Raw genomic sequence first — 2313 nt, 5'->3', positions numbered from 1 at the left:
CGCGCGCCGTCAGCCGGCGGAGGCGCTGGGGAGCTCGTTTTCGAGCGGCTCTGCGGGCTCGGCCGGGGCCGGCTCGGCCGTCGGGCGGCGCGCCGCCGGCAGGCGGTGTACCGTCGCCGTCTCGCGATCGTCCTCGCGCTCCATCCGCGACAAATCCTGCCGCACCATCCACACGAACAGCGCAAAGGCGATCGCCGACAGCGTTCCCACCGACACGTCCAGAATGGCGAAGCGCCAGATATGCGCTTCCGTCACAGCAGGGCCCAGCCACCAGGCGAAAACGCTCCAGCCCGCCACCAGAAGGCGGAATTCCGTCGCCCCCATGCCGCCATAGGACAGCCGATGCACCCCAGCCGTCGCCACACGAAGATAAGTGTAGGAACTCATCAAAAGATAGAGCGACAGCACGAACAGCGCCGACGGAAGCGTGAAATAAGGCGAGATCCCGAGACCCACCACGATCAGGCTCTGCGCGATCAGATCGCTCGAATGATCCAGGAGAAAGCCGTAGCGCGGACGCTCGATCCCGCGATGGCGCGCCAGCGTGCCGTCCAGCGAATCGCCGAACCAGTTCAAAAACAGGCCGGCCACCGCCACCCACAGGAACCACGCCGACCAATGCGTCAGCGCAAAGCCCGCCGCCGTCGCCGCCGCACCGGCCAGACCCAAAGCCGTCAGATGATCCGGCGTCGTCCAGGCGGGAAGCCGAAACACGAGCGCCTGCAGCACACGCCGCTCGCCAGCCGCCAACAGGCTCGTATTCAATCGGTTCGCCAAGAAACCCCCTCGCGGTCCGCCGAGAAACCTTCGAAAAACCAAGCCCGCAGGCCCGTGGGCCGCGTTCCTCATCGCATCGCAATATCTGCGCCGTCAGCTTGCCCGGACCCGACTCGTCCGTCAACCGAGATTGCTATACCTAAGGCGCATTCCAGAGGCGAGCAAATCTCGCGCAGCCCGCCCGAGCCTCGCTTCACGGTCTCGCCTCACCGCCTCACTTCACCGCAGCGCCCACCGCCGCGCCCTGGATCGCCGGCTGCGTCAGCATGGAGACGAGCTGGAACGCTTTCGCGATCTCCGTCACAGGCGCATTGGAGACATACAATATGTCCTTGTCCCGCATCGCGAATCGCCGCGCCGTGAACAAAGCCGCCGGATTGCGCATGTCGAGATGATAGGCGACCGGCGTCAGCCGCTGCGACGCCAGCAACGGCGACACGGTCGGATATTCGGCGATCGCCGCCGTCTGCTCATAGCGCAGCACGAACAGCCCGCTCGGATCGGCGCGCTGATCGGCGAGCCCGCCGGCCTTGCCGATCGCTTCCTCCAGCGTGATCCCCCGCGCGTCGAAGGGCACCACGGCGTTGGCCCCGGTCGCGCCGGCGACCGTGAAGGTCTGCGGCGTGCGCTCCACCGTCAGCACATCGCCCGGACGCACGAAAATATTCTCGTGCGGATTGGCGAGCAGCGCCTGGATCGGCGCCCGCGCGGTGCGGTCGCCGCGCGTCAGGCTGACGAAGGTCTCGTGCACAGGCGAGCGAAAGCCCCCCGCCGCGGCGATGACGTCCATCACCCGGTCGCCGCGCAAGGTCAGCGGCACGCGCGCGCCCTGCGTCACCTCGCCGGTCACGGTCGCCGTATTGGTGACGTTGCGCGAGACATTGACCAGCGCCTGCGGCTCGATCGCCTTGCCGCGCAGCCGCTCGACGATGGCCGCCTCCACCTCCTGCTGGCTGCGGCCGGCCACCTGTATGCGCCCGGCGTAGGGAACCGTCACCGAGCCGTCGCGCCCGACCGTCTGGTCCGGTATGGTCGCCGAGCGCGAGCCGGGGCTCGCCCGTTCCATGGCCGGCGAGGAGAACAGGCCGCCCGAGGCCGCCTCCCACAGAGTGATCTGCAGCGTGTCGCCGACGCCGATCGGCTGCGAGGCGGGCGGGCGATAATCGCCGAAGGAGCCGCGCAGGCCCGGCGCGCCATGCCGGGCCAGCGCCGCCACCACATTCGCGTCGATCTCGACGAGGGCGAAAGCCGTCTCCGGCCGTGATTCGCTCGGCGTGCCCGCGGTCATCACCGCATCGCCGGACGGGCCGCTGCCTGGAAGCAGGCTGCAGCCCGAGAGCGAAGCAGCCGCCAAAACACCGAAAATACGAAGCGTCTTCAAAACCACGCCGCCCCCGACCAATGCTCCGGGCCGCTCCCGAAGCTTCGCCGCGCGCCCAAATGACCCCGTCTCTATGTCGAAGACAAGGCCTTCCACGCAACGCCCGCGCTTTATCGCCCCCCTGTGTCCCATGCGCTACAGGACGTGGTTAACAA

General features: G+C 68.1%; 2 protein-coding genes. Both read right to left on the bottom strand.

Translation table 11 applies throughout. The annotated features are described in order from the left end of the window. Positions 1-9 precede the first annotated feature (9 nt). The gene (locus tag FMZ75_RS21000) at positions 10-777 is read right to left on the bottom strand and encodes a CDP-alcohol phosphatidyltransferase family protein (protein ID WP_246729203.1); all 768 of its coding nucleotides are present in this window, start codon (positions 775-777) and stop codon (positions 10-12) included. 214 nt (positions 778-991) lie between these two features. Continuing rightward, a complete protein-coding gene (locus FMZ75_RS20995) occupies positions 992-2065 on the bottom strand; it encodes a polysaccharide biosynthesis/export family protein (RefSeq protein WP_246729201.1) in 1074 nt (357 codons plus the stop codon). Between the last annotated feature and the right edge of the window lie 248 nt (positions 2066-2313).

The sequence above is a fragment of the Methylosinus sp. RM1 genome, assembly GCF_011378635.1.
Classification (GTDB): domain Bacteria; phylum Pseudomonadota; class Alphaproteobacteria; order Rhizobiales; family Beijerinckiaceae; genus Methylosinus; species Methylosinus sporium.
Note: the sequence above shows the minus strand (reverse complement) of the source record. Positions and strands in the feature narration are given on the sequence as shown.

Excerpts from the sequence above, each read along its gene's own strand:
- FMZ75_RS20995 (WP_246729201.1), bottom strand. The coding sequence starts at position 2,065 with ATGACCGCGGGCACGCCGAGCGAATCACGGCCGGAGACGGCTTTCGCC.